This window comes from Sorangium sp. So ce836 (assembly GCF_028553905.1).
GTDB lineage: Bacteria > Myxococcota_A > Polyangia > Polyangiales > Polyangiaceae > Sorangium > Sorangium cellulosum_D.
The window spans coordinates 1,575,334-1,590,938 of sequence record NZ_CP102233.1 but is presented as its reverse complement, the minus strand read 5'-3'; the positions used below and the strand labels follow the sequence as shown (position 1 = coordinate 1,590,938).

Here is a 15,605-nt window from a genome sequence, read left to right as displayed (position 1 = left end):
CCTCCCCCCTCACCCCAGGTTGACCAGGCTGCCCTGCACGTTGGTCAGGCTGCCCTTCAGCGTGGCGACGCCCGACGACTCGAGCGACATCATCCCGTCCGCCTTCACCTCGACCTGCGCGCCCGACATGGAGGCCTGAGCCGGCCCGAGCTTCAGCTTCGCCCCCGCCGAGAGCGTCGCGCCCGCGCTCGCGAGGGCGAGCGTGTTCTGCGAGGCCCCGGTGAGGTTCACCTCGCTCTGCCCCTCGGCCGCGACCTTCTGCCCCGAGACGCTCACGTTCGCGTCCGACTTCAGGGTCATGTCCTTCGCGCTCTTCACGGCGAGCGCGTCGCCGCTCTCGTACGTCGACGCCTTGCCGGAGCTGAGGTGGATGGTCTCCTCCGCCTTCACCTCGAGCTGCTTGCAGGTGATGGTGACCTTCGCCGCCTCCTGCGTGATGATGCTCGTCGCGCCCTCGCCCGCGACCTTGATCTCGATCTTGGTGCCGTCCATCGTGAGGGTCTGGGTGATGTTCGCGTCGGCGTTCTTGACGGTGACCGTCAGCCCCGCCGCCTTGTCCATCTCGATCGTGCAGACCAGGGTCCCCATCTCGCCTAACCCTTCTTCTCCTCGACCTTGAGGGTGAGCTTGCCCTCCTCGAGCTGGAAGAGGATGGTGTCCTTGTCGTTGGTGCGCTGGATGCGGAGCACCGGCTTGTCGTCCTGGTAGTCGTGGAGCACCGAGGTGTTGCTCTTCGCCGACTTGCCGAGGAAGAGGTGCTGCCCCTGCCCGTCCGCGGGCGCCCTCGCGTCCGCGCGCCAGTCGAGGAGCGCGTGGATGCGCGCCCGGGTGAAGTCGAGCGCGACGAGGACGCGCTCGTCCTTGTAGAGCGGCAGGTACAGCGTCCCCGAGCCGGAATAGGGCTCGTAGGGCGCGAGGATCTCCTGATCGGCGAAGAGGGGGATCTTCACCTTGTAGCGCTCGGCCGAGGTGTCCTGGTCCGTGTCGAGCTGATAGGTGATGTCCGTGTCCTCGCCGACCGCGCTCACCACCTTGCCCTCCAGGTAGCCGGGGAAGCGCGGGTCCACGATCGGCGGCAGCCGGAGCGCGGGCTCGGTCTTCGCCTCGAGGCGGGCCGACATGGTGAGATCGAACGCCGTCGACGGCTCCCCGTAGCTCTGCTCCGGCCCCTCGTCGGCGGCGCGCGCCTCGAGCGAGAGCCGGTAGACGCGCCAGGGCTCCTCGGCGAGGAGCAGCGCGGGGCTGTGCCCGCCCTGGCCGCTGATCGACACCAGGCTGCCCGGCGCCGTCGCCACCGTGGGGAAGCGCCGGAAGACCACCTCCACCTCCCGCCCCGGCAGGAGCGGCCGCGCCTTCTCCAGCGCCACCCGGTCGTCCACGTCCTTGGCGATGGGCGTGCGCAGGAGCACGTCGCGGTACACGCCGTCGGCGGCGTTCGCGTTCTCGACCGGCTCGGCGCGCGTCGCCTCCGTGTAGGAGCAGACGACGCGCGGCTTGTGGCGCGGGATCTCGGGGAAGATCGAGGTCAGCCGGGCGACGTCCTCCGCGGGCAGCTCGGCGGCGGCGCCGCTCGCGTCCTTGGCCTTCTTGATCGCGTACGTCCCCTGCGCGTGATCGAAGGCGAACACGCCGTCGTGGTGCCGCACGCACCAGAGGACGAGATCGTAGAAGCTGCTCCCCGAGGCCGGATCGAGGTGAAAGAAGATGTGCGGGGCCGCGGCGGTGAGCGCGTCGAGATCGTACGTGAGCGTCGCCTTCGCCCCCTTGTGGGCCTCGATGGCGTCCTTGAAGGACTTGCCGGCCAGGAGGTCGCAGGGGAAGTGCTGCCGCCAGAGCGCGCGCGCCGGGTCGGCGAAGCGCACCCGGTAGTACCGCGAGATCGCGTCCGCCGCCTCGCGCGCGTCCTGGTGGACCTCCTCGCGGAGCTGCCGCTCCAGCACCACGCCGCCCGTCTTCAGGGCCGCGTCGGCGGGCTCGGTGTCCGTCTCCAGGCGCGCCGCCTCGATGGAGAGGCTCACCTCGGCGAGGTCCGGCTTCTGGAAGTCGGCGAGGATCTCGTCGGTGTACTTGCCCCGCCGGCCGCCGTCGGCCTGCACCACGAACTCCACCCAGCCCTCGACGCCCCAGCTGTGCATCTCCAGGGCGAGGCCGCGCACGTCGCCGCCGGGGATCGCGTGATCGACGCCCCCGAGCTTGAGGCTCAGCGTGATCGAGAGGCGCTCCCTCACGGCCGCGCCCCTCCCCTCCGCGCTACGCCGGCAGCACCCGGACGTGGCGGAAGACGCTGTGAAAGAGCACCGCGAAGGCGCAGGGCTCGCCGCGGCAGCGGCCGGTGAGCCGGAAGCGCACCCAGAGGTTCCTGTCGCGCCCCACGAGCGCGAGCGAGGGGTCGGCGAGCCGCGGCTCGAAGCGCTTGATCTGCTCCAGCATCCCGGCGACGAGCGCGGCCACGAAGGCGTTCTGCGCGACGATGCCGTCGTGGCCCCCGAGGCCGAAGACCTCCACCGAGGCCGCGTGCCCCTGCTTCGCGTTGAGCACCGCCTCCAGGTTGCGCGCGACGCTCTCGATCGCGTCCTCGTCCGGCTTGCCTGCGAGCTTCCCGAAGAACGACACGCTCCCGCGCCTCCGCCGCCGAGTATAGGCCCGTCATGGACGCCTCCAGCAAAGGACCACCCGGTGCCCCTCGAGGTGCGGCGGCGGGTGGAAGGCGATCGCCCGCTCTCGCACCACGTGCGTCCACTCGCCGCCCTCCTCGCCCGGCGCGGCGCCGGTGGACAGCCGGTAAAAGTCGACCGCGCCGCCGAAGCCGTGACGGAAAGGCGCGGCCGGGACGGGCGCGATGCGGACGCCGCGGAGCGCGTGCTCGCGCACGAGGCGCAGCCGCCCCGGGCTCGCCAGGCGCGCGCCCTCGAGCGGCGCGACGTCGGCCGCGCGCGCCTTGAGCACGGCGACGTAGACCTCGGGCGCCGAGAGCGCCTCGGCGGGCAGGTCGGCGGCGACGAGGCGCCCGCCGTCGGAGACGAAGGCGGCCACGGGCGCGGCCGGCCGCGGCAGCTGCATCCGGCCCGCGACATGGGTGAGCACGGCGCCGAAGCAGCGGCCGGGCGCGTCGTGATCGTAGGCCGGCGGCCGCCAGGGCGCGGCCCGCTCGTCGAGCAGGTAGAGATCGAGCGAGAAGGCGCGGAGCGCGCTGTACACCGCGTAGGGGTGCATCGGCACGCCGCGCTCGAGGTCGTCGAGCAGCGCGGCGAGCTTGCGCGCCTCGAGCCGCACGCGCTGCACCGGGCCGAGCGACTCGCCGCGGCCGAGCGCCTCGATGGCGAGCTCGTCGAGCGCGCTCTCCAGCCCGCCGAGCTCGCCGCGGAGCTGCCCGAGCGCGCGGCCGAGGTAGGGGGTGGTGTCGAGCCGGAGCAGCGCGGGCGCCGAGGCCTCGTCGAGGCGGAAGGCGCCGCCCTTGGCGAGCGCGAAGCGGCCGAGGGCGACGCGCCCGCGGCCGCCGGTGCGGGTCGGGTCGGTGGAGAGATCCACGACGTGGAACGTGCGCGGGACGTCGGGCGGCAACGGCGGATCCATGGATGCCTCGCCCGCGTCGTCGTCGACCACGTGGGCGAACACCTCGATCTCGCGCTGGGCGGCCTCCTTGAGATCGAGGGGCGCCCGCACGCGGGCGTTGCCCGGCACGTCGACGAGCGCGCCGTCCGGGAGCACCGCCGTCAGGCCGGTGACCCAGACGACGCCGTTCGGCGGGCTGTCGCCGTTCCACTCCAGCCGGGCGACGCCGTACGCGGGCGCGCCGAGGAGCGACGCCCGGAGGGCGGCCTCGGCCGCGAGCGCGGACTCGAGGCCGAGGAAATGCTCGGGCAGGAGGACCTGCCCGAGCCGCCACGTCGGGCGCGCCAGGGTGGGGGCGGGCATGGTGCTCCGGGCGGCCGGATCAGCCGACGGTGAGGCCCCAGGCCTTGGCGAAGTTCTTCCCGTCGCCGACCGCCACCTGGAGCGCCTGCGCCGTGGGCTGGGGCTTGATGCCGGTCATGAAGCCGTAGTTCTCCGGCGACTGCACCTCGGTCGAGGGGTCGTCGTTCACGGCCAGGTTGAGGTCCTCGCCGCGCTTCTCGAGGATGCCCTTCATGTCCGTCTTGTTGCTGTGGAAGCAGAGATAGTACTTCTTCGCCAGCGGGTCGTACTCGTAGATGGAGAACTGGAACTCGGCGAGGACGTTGGTCATCGAGTTGTAGACCAGCGTGGCGATGTTCTGCTTGTTGGTGATCGAGACCTGCCCCGAGAAATAGACGGCGTCGGTCACGCCGGTCTCCCACTGGATGTCGCCCAGCACGGCGACGGCCTTCACGTCCGTGGTCGGGTTCGTGGGGTCCTTGCAGGTCTGATCCGCGGTGAGGTCGGTGTCACCGAGCTTGAGCTTGGTGATGAAGCCGACCGGCGTCATCTTGTCCTTCTTGTAGTTGTATCCCTGGTACACATCGAGGGTCTTGCGGAACGTAGGCATGGGCGTTCATCCTTTCTCGCGACGCGGGGGAGCTCCTCGTCCGTCGAGCCTCACGGCCCGCCGAGCGCCGCCTCGAGGCGGAGCTCGACGTCCATTCCCTCGAACTGCACGTGCGGCAGGACCGATATGGTCGCCTTGTACCAGCCGAAGGGCCCCGGCTTCGGCTCGACGGCCACCGCCACCGCCTTGAAGGGGTAGTAGAGCAGCGTCAGGTCGTCGGGGTTCGTGATCGTGGTCACGTACTGGCCCAGCCACCCCTCGAGGACGCGCTGGATGTAGGGGCCGTCCGCGGTGCTCCCGATGTACTCGCGCATCATCCGCTTCACGAAGTGGGCGATGCGGGTGATGGAGAACGTGTACGCGAGGTTCGTCACGAGGTGCGCGTTCTTGGTGTTCAGGTCCTCGACGAAGAAGCGCGGCTTCTTGATGGACTGCGAGCTGAAGAACGTGGCGATCGCCTCGTTCTTCTTGTGCACCAGCGGGATGAAGCCGTTCTTCGCGAACTGGAACTCGCGGTAGTCGGGGATCGCGATCTCGACCGGCGGCTGGATCTCCTCGTAGCCGTTCCTCGTGTACGTGTGGACGGTGAGCCCCTCGACGATGCCGCCGCCCTTCGGCCCGCGGATGTGCTGCGCCCAGCCCGACATCTCGTAGGAGCGCACCATGTTCTTGGCGAAGAGGATCGCCGAGTTGCCCCAGAGGAAGTTGCTCCCGTCGTCGGTGCGGCCGGGGTGGACGGTCTCGGTGTAGCCGACCGCGTTGCCGCGCTGCGCCGAGGCGCCGTTCGCCCAGGGGCGGCGGAGGAGATAACGCGGCAGCGTGAGGCCGACGTAGGCCGCGTGGTCGGTGTCGCGGAGCTCGTTCCACTTCCCGAAGCGGGGGTGCGAGAGCACCGCGTCGAGATCGGCGATCTCGGCGACCTCCTCCATCGTCTTGCAAGGCTGGAAGAAGGTCGGCTGCGCGGAGGCGACGAACGGGCAGTGGCTCGCGTTCGCGACCTTGCCCATGGCGCCGAGCCACTCGACGTCCTCGTCCGAGGAGTCGAACTCGTAGAGCCCGATCATCGAGGCGAACGGCTTGCCGCCGTAGCGGTCGTACTCCTCGACGTAGGCCTTCTGGAAGAGCTCTCCGCCGAAGATGTCGGACTTGTGGTCGACGAGGTCGTTGTAGAGCTCCTCCTTGCTCACGTCGAGGAAGTCGATGATCACGTCCTCGTCGTTCACGCTGGACGCCAGATCGTCGAGGCCCCGCCACGCCGCCTCGAGCGCCTGGAAGTCGTCGTCGTGGAAGACGACATCGAGGTATCCCGAGATCTTCCGGTCGATGGTCTCGGTGAGCCGGCCGATCGTGTCGAGCACGTCGCTGAAGCTCTTCATGTCACGGTTGATGTCCGCGCTGTTGACGAGCAGCGCCGCGAGCGCGTTCATGAAGCGCGCCCCCTCGTTCAGCTCCGTGCTGCGATCGTCGAACTGGAGCGGCGACGTGGTGTCGGCGTGCGCGGCCGCTCCGTCCTCGAGGCCGAAGGACAGCGGCCCGGCGCCGGGCGCCGCCGCGGGCGCGCTCGCCGCCTTGATGATCGCCTTGGGGCGGCCGTTCGACAGGAGGTCTCCGGGGGTCTCCCCGAGCGTCTCCAGGAGGCGCTCTTGCAGTTCTCTTGCTTTATCCGTCAGAGCCATCGTTGCTTCTCTCGCTTCCTTTTGACCGGCTGATTCACGCTGGCCCGGGGCTCACGCGCCCGCGGGCGCCTCCCCCCCGCCGGCCGCCGCCGGGCTCGCGCCGCGCTCGATGCGGAGCAGCGGGAAGCTCTCGTCCGCCCACTCCTTCAGGTCCCGGAACGACTGCAGCTTCGCCTCGATGTTCGCCTTCGACTCCCCGTAGCCCGGGAGCATGTCCTTGAGCCGCTTGCGGAGATCGTGCCGGTTGCGCAGGCCCGACTGCAGGTCGAGCAGCAGGCGCTTGAGCACGCGCAGGCGGTACACCTCGGGGATGTTCAGGGCGACCGAGTCCGGGGTGAACGAGTCGAGCGAGGTGAAGGGGATGGTCCGCTCGGCGCTCACCTGCTGCTCCCCCGCGATGGTCACGGCAAAGACCTTCACCTTCCGGTCCTCCGCGGCGCCGGAGCCGTCGTCCTCGTCCGCCGGTTTCACGGTCACGCGGCCGGCGTCCACCGCGAGCCCCCGCACCTCGACGAGCCCGGTGACGATGCCGACCACCTTGTTGGTCGCGGGATCGACGTAGGTCCCGGTCACGGCGCCCACGAGGTCGATCTTGGCCTCCTCGGCGGTCACCGTGCCCTCGGCGATCTTCGTCGCGAGGGATCCGCTCACCTGGACGGTGCCCTCGATATCGCACATCCCGTTCTCCCTCGCCGCGCTCTCGAACCGCGCGGTGCCGCCGAGGCTGAAGTTCTTCGCCTCGTCACGGGCGAGCGCGGTAGCGGGGATGGAACACGTCACCTGGTCGAAATGGATCTGGCCGGGGATGACGCTCCTCAGCGCCCGGAGCGCCTCGTCCTCGCGGGGGATTCGCCAGGTGGGGACCACCTCGTTCAGGTGGTTGTCGACCGTGGTGCCGCGCTTGATCGAGCGCACCGTCCTCTTTGCCGTGTCGGGGAGCAGGTTGGCTCGCCGGAGCGACCGACCCGCGAACTCGCCGAGGACCAGCAGGCGATAAGGCAGCTTCTCTTGCTGGACCGTTCCGGTGATGTTGGTCCGGTACGTGATTGTCAGCCGGGACTTGAATATCTGTTCCTGGATCGGCTTGCTCAACGCCGTCCTCCTTCCGCGCTCCGCAGGGATCGAGGAGGCCACCCCGCACCCCGCGTGTGACCCCGTAGCAAGGCCACCCCGCACCCCGCGTGTGACCCCGTAGCAAGGCCACCCCGCACCCCCGCGTGTGGCCCCATCGCAAGGCCACCCCGCACCCCGCGTGTGGCCCCCTAGTGAGGCAAAGCGTCACACACGCTTTCGTCGCAGACCAACTTTCCGGTTATCCCTGAGGCACGCGCCCTTCGAACAGGATCGTCGCTTTGGGCGGCTCGCCCCGTCCGAGCGCCTCGAATCCGAGGTGGGAGGCGCCGAGGAGATCGAGCCGGCCTCGGGCCTCGCGATCGACGAGGACGACGCGGAGGTGCGCGCCCGTGTCGCGGAGCGCGGGCAGGACGTGGGCCGAGAGGCGGCGCCGGGCCTCGGCGGCCCACGGCTCGCCGGACCACGTCGTCGACTCCTCGGTGGTGAGGATGACGTCGAGCCCCGGCGCCGCGACCTCGACCTCTCCCCCGAGCGCCGCGTGGCCGAGCCTCGCCTGGCCGAGGCGCGGATCCTCGGCGGCCATCCCGCGCCGCACCGGCGCGCGGCGCACGGTGACCCCGAGCTCCGGGTAGATCCTGGCCAGGATCCAGCGGAGCGCGAGCGGCGAGGCCGGGCGCGCGAGGGCGAGCGCGTCGCGCCGGAGGTCGCCCGCGCGCGGCAGGAGCCGCTCGGCGGCCTCGGGCCCGAGCCCGTCCACCCGGTCGCGGAGCAGGCGGTCGTCGAGCAGCGCGAGGATCTCCTCGAGCGCCGGGCCGGCGCGGGGGTGGGCGAGCAGCTCGTGGAAATACGACGGCAGCGGGCTGGTGCTGCTGCGCAGGCCGAGGTTCAGCGTCACGACCACGTGATCGGGGGCGAACTCGACGCCGTCGACGAGCGTGGGCTGCGTGGCGAGCGAGGCGCGGCCGCGGAAGCGGATGGCGAGCCCGGGGAGCTTCTCGCGGAGGAGCGCGACCAGCGCGGGCGCGTCGAAGGCGCGGGCGCGCCGGCGGATCGCCTCCTCCAGCGCCGCGCGGTCGCCGGCGGGGGGAGCGGCCTCGTCGGCGGGCGGTCGGGCCTTGTCCATCGCGGCGCTCAGTGCTCGAGGAACGCCTCGAGATCGACCTGGTAGAGCTGCTCCAGCGCTTGCCACGCCGGGGTCTCCGCGGCCTCCCAGTGCGGCGCGATCGTCTCGATGTTGGCGCTGAGCAGGCGGAAGTAGGGCGAGAGCAGCCGGGGCAGGTACACGCGTGGATCGAAGTGATCCACGGCGGCCTTGATGTCGCGGGCCACGATGGCGGCCTTGCCCGTCTCGCCGCGCTCGAGGAGATCGGCGAACACCTCGAGCTTGCGGATGAACCGCTCGAGCGCCGGCGACACCTCGATGAGCCGCGCCCCCGGGGCGCTCGCGGCCGGGGCGGGGCGCGATTCCTCGGGCGGCTCGCCCTGCGCGCCGGCGTCGTCGGCTCCCTCGGCGGCCTCGGCCGGCTCCGCCTCGGCGTCCGGCGGATCGAGCTCTTCCGGTTCCGGCGGTTCCGGCGCGGCGGCGGGCTGCGGCGGCGGATCGGGCGGCGGCGGGAGCCGCTGCAGGCAGAGGTCGACCCGCGCCCGCAGGCCGGCGAGCTCCATGGCGCAGCGCGGGGACGCGATCCGCTCGGAGATCGCCGCGTCGAGCGTCGCGGCCGCGTCGGCGCAGGCGCGCGCGAGGTCGCGCTCCACGCGCGCCGACCACGCACGCCAGGTCGCGTCGCGCTGGCTCTCGCGGTAATCGATGCTCGACTTGACGCTGCGGAACAGCAGGCAGAGCGCCGAGTCGACGGCCCGGTCCCGCCGCGCCTCGGGCCGGAGCGCCGCCCAGCGGCGCCCGATCGCGCTCGCGAGCGCCTCCAGCATGGCGGGCAGCGCCGCGGGGCCGCGCTCGTCGAAGGCGCCGAGCAGGAACGCCGCGATGAGCCGGACGTCGGTGCACCCCGCCCGGATCGCGCGCGCGGCCTGCTCCGCCGCGGCCCGGGGCTCGCCCGCCTGGGCGAGGCGCGTCACCTCCTCGACCGTGGCCTCGGCCACGTCCTGACCGGGGCCCTCCAGCGCGCGCGCGACAGTGGCGGTATCGAACATCCTCGGGGGCCGTGGCGTGGGGGGCGGATCAAGCGCCGAGGAGCGAGCCCCGGAGCTCGGCGAGGCGGCGGAAGACGGGGTGGCTCGCCTTCCGCACCAGCAAGCCGGACGAGTATTGCCGGCGGCACCATTCAGCGTCCACTTTCCCGCCCTTCCTGCGCGGGAAGAGCGGAAAGACGCTGATCCGGTCGGGCACGAAGTCAGGGCCGAGATCCTCGCGGAGCGCCGCCTCGACGGCGGCGGCGGGGGGCGCGGGCGCGGCGGCGAGCGAGCGCGCCGCGCCGGTGAACACGAGCAGCGCAAAGGCCCAGCGCGCGCCGGGATCGCCGGTGGCGATGGGCAGGACGCACGCGCCCGCGACGCCGGGGATGGCCGAGGCGCGCTCGACCACCTCGCTGGCCGGGAACACCCGCCCGGCGCGGCGGGGGGCGAGCGTGGAGCCCCACAGGTACTCGGAGCCGCGGCGCGCGAGGAGGAACCACCCGTCCTTCTCGGGATCGCCGCCGGGCATGGGCACGAACACGCCGACGCCGCCGGCCGCGGGCTCGCCGCTGCCGGCGGCGTCGAAGAGCGCGAACGGCCGGCCCGGCGCGGGCAGCGCCAGCGCCTGGAGGCTGCCGGGCCGGCGCGCGGAGAAGAGCACGGCGCCGCCCGAGGCCGCGTCGACGAGGAGGTTGGAGGTGGGGATCTTGCCGAGATCGTTCCGCCTCACGAAGTCGTTCCAGGCCACCCAGTCGAGCGGCTCGTCGACGCTCTTCAGCCAGTGGCGCAGCTTCGGCGGGGGGCCGAGCGGCGTCTTGCGGAGCAGCTCGCAGAGCGCGGGGGCGACGCCGAGCGTCGTGATCGGCTGTTCGTGGAGGAGGGCGGGGTTCGCCTCGATGTCGGCGAGCGGGAGGTGCACGAAGGACGCGCCGGCGAGCATGGTGGCCATGAGCGCGGCGGGCTGGTGCTGCTGCGGGGGGAAGCCGGGCAGCGCGAGCGCGTCGCCGGCGCCGGCGCCGAGGCGGTAGGCGAAGACGGCGTCGCGATAGGCGTTCTGCCAGGCGATCTCGGCCGCGAGATCGACCGGCTCGGCGAGCGGCGCCCGCAGCGGCGAGAAGAGGCGTGCGCAGGGCTCGTCGGGCGCGTAGGCGTGCGGCGGCGCGGCGTGCGGCGGGCCGCCCTCGACGAGGCGCAGGGCGCGCTCGGCGAAGGGGCCGAGCGGCGGCGCGGCGGGGTCGACGACGACGTGCGCCGGATCGAGGGCTTTGAGGCGGCGGAGAAGGGCGTGCTCGCCCGCGGGCGCGAGGAAGGAGACGACGAGGCCGAGGCGGAGCGCGGCCGCGAAGGCGACGAGCCAGTCGACGCCGAGCGGGAGCACCAGGGCGACGGCGGCGCCGGGCGCGACGCCCGCGAGGGCCCAGGCCTGCGCGCAGGCCGAGGCGCGCGCGGCGAGCTCGGCGTAGGAGAGGGAGCGCCAGCCGGCGCGGCGGTCGTGGACGACGAGCGCGACACGGGTGGTGGCGGCGTGGCGACCGACGGTGTCGTGGTAGAGATCGTACGCTTGGCCGGGGCGGCTGCGCGGCGCGGGGGCGATGCGGCGGGCGTGCTCGGCGAGGGCCGACCAGAAGGCGGGGGGGTCGTCGTGGGAGGCGGTGAGCCAGGCGAGATCCGGGACGTCGTCTTCGCGGGAGAGGTCGAGAGAGCGGAGCGCGGCGGGGACGTCCATGGTTAAGCAGGGAATGGGGCCGCGAGGCGCGGACTGACAAGTTTTCCGGCGGCGGCGCGGCGCTGAGCGGGGCGCTCCGGGGCGCCTCGAGCGGGTCAGTTGGCCGCCGGTTTCACGGCTGATAGCGTTTCTTTCAACCGGACATGCGCCCATCCGCGCCCTCATCTCCCGTCCGCTCGCCGCGCGTCGTGCAGGCGTGTTTTCCTGAGCGCCGCGTCCCTGCGGGCGTGCCCGTGCAGCGCTTCGCCCGCGCGGCGCTGCCGCCCCACCCGGCGACCGCCGCGCAGCCCCGCGCCGCCCTGGATCCGAAGCAGCGGCCGCCGCACCCGGCGACCGTCGCGCAGGCCCGGCCCGGGCTGAGCTTCTCGCCGAAGCCGCCGCACCCCGCCACCGTGATCCAGCCGCGCGCGCCGTTCGGCGCCGCGCCGGATCCGGCGCGGACGGCGCAGCGGAAGGAGGCCAACGTGCATGCCTTCCAGACGCCCGCGGGCTTCCTCGAGGGGTCGTCGAAGGGGCAGCCGCTGCCGCCCTCGGTGCAGCTCCGCATGGAGCGCTATTTCGGCGCCGATTTCTCCGACGTCCGCGTGCACGTCGGCCCCGAGGCCGCCTCGATTGGCGCGCTCGCCTTCACGCTCGGCTCCGATCTGTATTTCGCCCCCGAGCATTACCAGCCGCACACGCGCTATGGCCAGGAGCTGCTCGGCCACGAGCTCACCCACGTGGTCCAGCAGCGCGAGGGCCGCGTGGCCAACCCCTACGGCGACGGCATCGCCGTGGTGCAGGACTTCGAGCTGGAGGCCGAGGCCGACCGCCATGGCAAGGCGGCGGCGGAAGGACGGATGGGGTCGGGCTCGTCGGGGCCGGTGTCCGGCGGGCTTTTCGGGGGCGGCGGGCCGGGCGCGCCGCCGGCGCGCGGCGGGGTGCAGGCGAAGGGCGGCTATCAGCTGCTCGTGGGCGCGTACATGCATGACGAGGCGCTCCCCGAGCCGCTCGCGGGGCACAGCTTCGTGGCCATCGAGGACCCGAGCGGCGAGCGCCGGGCCTTCGGGTTCTCGCCGGCGCATTACGGGAGCTACGACCCGAAGCGCGACCTGGGACGGCTCCGGATGGGCGTCGAGGGGGTGGTGCACGACGACGCCCGGGCCTTTGACAAGCCGGGGGTGAAGACGCGCGCTTATTCGATCACGCGCGAGCAGGCGCAGGCCGCGATGGCCAAGGTCGCGGAGTACGAGTCGGGCCGGCACCGCTACACCCTGGACCGGCGCCAGTGCTCCACGTTCGCGCTCGACGTGCTGCGCGCCGCGCGCGTACCGGTGCCGGAGCAGGGCGCCGCGCCGAGGCCGCGGGTGATGTACGAGGCGCTCGACGACGAGGGCTGAGGAGAGCTGAGGAGAGGAGAGCCGAGATGGAGCGAGCCCGGACGAAGCCGCCGCACCCTGCCAGCGTGGCGCAGACGAAGGCGGCGCCGGCGAAGAAGGAGAGGCCGCCGCATCTGGCCACCGTGGCGCAGACGAAGGCGGCGCCGGCGAAGAAGGAGAGGCCGCCGCATCCGGCGACGGCGGCGCAGACGAAGGCGACGCCGGCGAAGAAGGAGAAGCCGCCGCATCCGGCGACCGTGGCGCAGACGAAGGCGGTGCCGGCGAAGAAGGAGAAGCCGCCGCATCCGGCGACCGTGGCGCAGACGAAGGCGGTGCCGGCGAAGAAGGAGAAGCCGCCGCATCCGGCGACCGTGGCGCAGCCGCGGCCTGCGATGCGCGGCGTGGCCGTCCGGCCGCCACATCCGTCGACCGCCGGGGCGGCGACCGTGACAGCACGACGATCGGGCGCCGGCGCCGTGCAGCGCTCCGAGCGATCCGAAGTTGCATCGTTCATCGCGGTCGATTCCCTGGCTGCATACTGCGAATGGGCGAAAGAGCACGCGATCGAGCTCCGAGGGAAGGGGGGCCGGAGGCTATGGAAAGAGTACGGTGATAGAATCAAAGACAAGGTGGGCAGAGACCGGGCGTTCAATAAGGAAGTGGCGCTCCTCCGCAGGCTCGACGGACGCGGCAAGGGCACTCGCTGGGACGAGGTGGCGAGCGTCGATGACCTGCTCGATAAGCTAGAGAAGCTGTACAAGGGCGAACCTCGCCTGAGCACCCTGATCATCACCGGACATGCGAACGAGAGCGCACACAACCTGGGCCAGGGCAACCTCAATATTTCTGAAGATCTCGATCTCGGCCGGGACGATGCCGACATCTACGAGGCGCTGCAGCTCCACCGGTCGGAGATAACGACGTACGGGCTCTCCTTGGGTCACTGGCCTGGCGTCTTCGAGCGCCTGCGGCCGATCGCCTGCCCCGAGGGGAGGCACAACAGGTTCTACGTGTTCCTCCTGGGATGCAACTCGGGTGGCCCTCCTCCCTCGACGCAAGGAGGAAACTTCCTCCTCAACAAGATCGCCGATGTCCTGTTCGTGAACGTCTTCAGACGCAGGATCGGCGTGGGCGTCTTCGGTGCATCGCTGGAGACCGTGTCCGTCGATACGGAGAGGATTCTCCGTCACATCGACCAGATCAAGGACGCGGGCAAGCCGTGGTTCAATTTCAAGAAGTGGGAGGCCGCTGACGCCTACGAGGACGGCGAGCCGGGTCTCTACGGTGTGTTTCGTGATCCCTCCTGAGCCGGGAGGAGCCAGACCGCTCGGAATTTAGCCCTCCGTCGACGCCCACCCCTATCCTTCCCCACCATGGCCGTTCAAGTCTGCCTCGGCGCCACCATGATGTGCAGCTTCGGCGCGGCGCCCGCCACCTTTATGGTCCTCCCGGTCCACCAGACCCTCGCCACCACGCCCGCCGCCAACATCGGCGACAGCGTGCCGATCCTCAACATCCTCCCCTTCGGCGCCTGCACCTCCATGGCGAACCCCATGGTCGCCGCGGCCACCGCCGCCGCGTTCGGCGTGCTCACGCCGATGCCCTGCATCCCCGTCCCGGCGGGGCCGTGGGTCCCGGGCAGCACCAAGGTCCTCCTGAAGGGAATGCCCGCGCTCGACAGCGCGGCCAAGGCCACCTGCGCCTGGGGCGGGGTGATCCAGATCGTGAATCCTGGGCAGACCAAGGTGATCGACGGCTGACAGCGCCGGGCTGTTCGCCCGGCGACCGCGCATGCCGATCATCCGCGGCCATCTCGACATGGTGCGGCTCGCCCGACACTGCGGTGCGCTCGTACGGCGGGTTCCTCTCCGCAGTCGCTGAACCCGTTTTTTGAAGCGCGCGCACCACGCCGAATGATGGCGTCCTGGCGGTTACGCCGCGACGCCGAGCCGGCGTTCATCGTGGCCGTCGAGCCGGGACGGTGGCTCGCGGCGCACGCAAAGACCAATCGAGCAACGGAACGCCGTAATAGTTGATTTATTTTGCCCCGAGACCTTCGATTCTTTTCTTCAGATTCGTCAGCAGCCCAACGAGTTTACTTGTCTTTGATTTTAGGACAGGTGCTTTTGAGTCCAACTGTATGTCGGGTATGTCGAACAGCAGGAACTGTGGCGGGTCCGCGGTGAGCAGGTATTGCACGTCGGCGATCAGGTGCCCATTTTTAAAAACTCTGTCGTGTAGCAACTCTAGGCTGTTGAATATTAGTTGCAGCGCCTCTTTGTCTGAATATGCTCTGTGCGAAATGAGATCTGGCGGAATCAAAGGGCTGGTAAGCTTGACGCTGATCTGCGAAGCTCCCTCGATCCACCCCAGGAGATAGCCAAGACAGTTCCTGCGGCCATCTTCTTTTTTTGATGGCAAGCCCTCTATGATGCGTTCGTCGAACGGAACGACGCTCAACCCCAAGCCGCGCAAGCATCTCAATGCGTTCAATTGTGTTCTGATCCCTTCGTTCTCCTCGGGAGAGAGGGCGACGGCGAGTCCGATCTTCGGGTAGTCCTTGAGCTGGATGACGCGTTTGTGAGCTCCTACGCCGATCCTCTGGCAAATCTGCAGTAGAAAGTCTCCGTCGTATTCCTTTTCTTTGGCCTGCATGACGAGCCCGTGAGCAGCGTCAAAGTCGAGAGACTCGGACGAATCTCGGTCCTCCCTCCTCTCCATTCGCTGGAGAACGGCCCGAGGTGCGACCGGAGACATGCCACCTGGCGCTTCGCGACGCCACGCCCTCGTGGCCGGGTGCGGTGGGCGCTCCACCATCCCACCAAGCGCCGGCTTGTTCTGCACCGTCGTGGCCGGGTGCGGCGGCAGCGCTTTCCCGGACACCGCCGGGGGCGGCGCCGGCTTGTTCTGCACCGTCGTGGCCGGGTGCGGCGGCAGCGCTTTCCCGGACACCGCCGGGGGCGGCGCCGGCTTGTTCTGCACCGTCGCCGGGTGCGGCGGCAGCGCTTTCCCGGACACCGCCGGGGGCGGCGCCGGCTTGTTCTGCACCGTCGCCGGGTGCGACGGCTGTCCCGTTGTTCCACCACGTCTCGCAGGGTTCCGCAGCATGATCTCGGCCGATGGTCCCTGGCTGT

Annotated in this window: 14 protein-coding genes; 3 read left to right on the top strand and 11 right to left on the bottom strand. The window is 71.0% G+C overall.

The features are described 5' to 3' along the window. Nucleotides 1-9 precede the first annotated feature (9 nt). The 10 genes from NQZ70_RS05945 to NQZ70_RS05900 all read right to left on the bottom strand — a co-directional run bounded on the left by NQZ70_RS05945 (nt 10) and on the right by NQZ70_RS05900 (nt 11,113). A complete protein-coding gene (locus NQZ70_RS05945; RefSeq protein WP_129573352.1) occupies nt 10-588 on the bottom strand; it encodes a hypothetical protein in 579 nt (192 codons plus the stop codon). 5 nt (nt 589-593) lie between these two features. Further along, entirely contained in the window at nt 594-2,228 is a 1,635-nt protein-coding gene (locus NQZ70_RS05940) for a hypothetical protein (RefSeq protein WP_129573351.1), read from the bottom strand. A gap of 22 nt (nt 2,229-2,250) precedes the next feature. After that, nucleotides 2,251-2,613: a GPW/gp25 family protein gene (locus NQZ70_RS05935; protein ID WP_129573350.1), complete on the bottom strand. Its 363-nt coding sequence runs from the start codon at nt 2,611-2,613 to the stop codon at nt 2,251-2,253. A gap of 33 nt (nt 2,614-2,646) precedes the next feature. Further along, nucleotides 2,647-3,915 carry a type VI secretion system baseplate subunit TssK gene (tssK, locus tag NQZ70_RS05930; protein ID WP_129573349.1) on the bottom strand — a complete coding sequence of 423 codons (1,269 nt, stop codon included), beginning with the start codon at nt 3,913-3,915 and terminating at the stop codon, nt 2,647-2,649. A 19-nt stretch (nt 3,916-3,934) separates the two neighbouring features. Further along, nucleotides 3,935-4,504 (bottom strand): hypothetical protein, encoded by a 570-nt coding sequence (locus NQZ70_RS05925; RefSeq protein ID WP_129573348.1) that lies wholly within the window; start codon nt 4,502-4,504, stop codon nt 3,935-3,937. Nucleotides 4,505-4,554: 50 nt separating this feature from the next. Continuing rightward, nucleotides 4,555-6,180, bottom strand: a complete 1,626-nt coding sequence (tssC, locus tag NQZ70_RS05920; protein ID WP_129573347.1) for a type VI secretion system contractile sheath large subunit — start codon at nt 6,178-6,180, stop codon at nt 4,555-4,557. Nucleotides 6,181-6,231: 51 nt separating this feature from the next. Next, entirely contained in the window at nt 6,232-7,272 is a 1,041-nt protein-coding gene (locus NQZ70_RS05915; protein ID WP_165373806.1) for a type VI secretion system contractile sheath small subunit, read from the bottom strand. A gap of 220 nt (nt 7,273-7,492) precedes the next feature. Beyond that, nucleotides 7,493-8,377 (bottom strand): hypothetical protein, encoded by an 885-nt coding sequence (locus NQZ70_RS05910; protein WP_129573345.1) that lies wholly within the window; start codon nt 8,375-8,377, stop codon nt 7,493-7,495. A gap of 8 nt (nt 8,378-8,385) precedes the next feature. Next, nucleotides 8,386-9,405, bottom strand: coding sequence for a type VI secretion system protein IglI family protein (locus NQZ70_RS05905; protein WP_129573344.1), 1,020 nt, complete (start codon nt 9,403-9,405; stop codon nt 8,386-8,388). 28 nt (nt 9,406-9,433) lie between these two features. Then, nucleotides 9,434-11,113 (bottom strand): AMP-binding protein, encoded by a 1,680-nt coding sequence (locus NQZ70_RS05900; RefSeq protein WP_165373805.1) that lies wholly within the window; start codon nt 11,111-11,113, stop codon nt 9,434-9,436. Between the two features lie 227 nt (nt 11,114-11,340). Here NQZ70_RS05900 and NQZ70_RS05895 point away from each other — a divergent pair, with 227 nt between their 5' ends. The 3 genes from NQZ70_RS05895 (at nt 11,341) to NQZ70_RS05885 (ending at nt 14,231) form a co-directional block, all read left to right on the top strand. Beyond that, nucleotides 11,341-12,492 carry a DUF4157 domain-containing protein gene (locus tag NQZ70_RS05895; RefSeq protein WP_237245075.1) on the top strand — a complete coding sequence of 384 codons (1,152 nt, stop codon included), beginning with the start codon at nt 11,341-11,343 and terminating at the stop codon, nt 12,490-12,492. A 26-nt stretch (nt 12,493-12,518) separates the two neighbouring features. Continuing rightward, a complete protein-coding gene (locus NQZ70_RS05890) occupies nt 12,519-13,778 on the top strand; it encodes a hypothetical protein (protein WP_129573341.1) in 1,260 nt (419 codons plus the stop codon). Nucleotides 13,779-13,844: 66 nt separating this feature from the next. Further along, complete coding sequence (locus NQZ70_RS05885; RefSeq protein WP_129573340.1) at nt 13,845-14,231, top strand: DUF4280 domain-containing protein; 387 nt, start codon at nt 13,845-13,847, stop codon at nt 14,229-14,231. A gap of 277 nt (nt 14,232-14,508) precedes the next feature. Here NQZ70_RS05885 and NQZ70_RS05880 read toward each other — a convergent pair whose 3' ends face one another. Next, nucleotides 14,509-15,519 (bottom strand): hypothetical protein, encoded by a 1,011-nt coding sequence (locus NQZ70_RS05880; protein WP_129573339.1) that lies wholly within the window; start codon nt 15,517-15,519, stop codon nt 14,509-14,511. Nucleotides 15,520-15,605: the final 86 nt, after the last annotated feature.